We start from the raw sequence: 890 nt of genomic DNA on the forward strand, positions 1-890 counted from the left end.
CGACGGACCTCATCGGCGGCCTTCCAGGCCTGGAAGCCGCCGATGAGGTCCGTCGCCCGGTGCAGGCCCAGGCGGCGCAGGGACTCGGCCGCGAGGGAGGAGGCGTAGCCCTCGTCGCAGAGGACCACCACCCGCAGGTCGTGGCTGTCCGCCTCCGCCGCGCGGTGGCTGCCCAGGGGGTCGAGCCGCCACTCCAGCTCGTTGCGCTCCACGATCAGCGCGCCCGGGATCAGACCGTCCCGTTCCCGCAGGGCGGCGTAGCGCGTGTCCACCAGGAGCGCGTCACCCGCCTCGTACGCCTCGTAGGCGGCCCGGGGCCCGATCCGGTCGAGGCCCGACCTGACCCGCTCCAGGAGCTCGTCGATGCCCACCCGCTCCTCGCTCACTGCCAGTCCTCCGGACGCTCGACCTGCTCGAGACGGAGCACCGCGCCCGTCCGGCTGAACCGCCGGATCAGCGGGAGCGGCGGATAGTAGGCGTGCACCGACACCGCGTGGGTGTCCGTGGACTCGTTCAGCACCTCGTGCACATGGTGGCGGCCGAAGGCCCGGCCGGTGCCCTCCGGAAGACGCCGGGAGCGGTCGAGGCCGGCGGCCAGTTCCAGGGTCTTCCAGCCGCTCGCCGGCAGCCGGACCGCGAGCGCGTTCTCGGTGAGCGTCCCGCGCGCGGTCGCGAAGGCGCCCAGCGACTCGGCGTGGTCGTGCCAGCCGGTGCCGGCGCCGGGCGGCCAGCCGATGAGCCAGGCCTCGCTGCCGCCGGGGCCGTCGAGCCGTACCCAGGTACGGCCCTCGGGGTCGAGCGGAAGGGAGTCGACGAGCTCCGTGTCGGCGGCCGTACGACGGACGAAGTCGAGCAGTTCCGCCGAGGTCGGGGAGGGGGTGGAGGTGGGG

General features: G+C 74.6%; 2 protein-coding genes. Both read right to left on the minus strand.

The genetic code is table 11. From position 1 onward, the window contains the following. Window positions 1-386 (minus strand): rhodanese-like domain-containing protein (locus CCN56_RS37540; protein ID WP_107484291.1); only part of this gene is annotated, 386 nt, incomplete at its 3' end. After that, a partial coding sequence (locus tag CCN56_RS37545) for a cysteine dioxygenase (protein ID WP_086832170.1) occupies window positions 383-890 on the minus strand: 508 nt, incomplete at its 5' end. The genes CCN56_RS37545 and CCN56_RS37540, both read right to left, overlap by 4 nt.

It is taken from the genome of Streptomyces sp. NRRL B-24572 (assembly GCF_002156145.1).
Lineage (GTDB): Bacteria > Actinomycetota > Actinomycetes > Streptomycetales > Streptomycetaceae > Streptomyces > Streptomyces vietnamensis.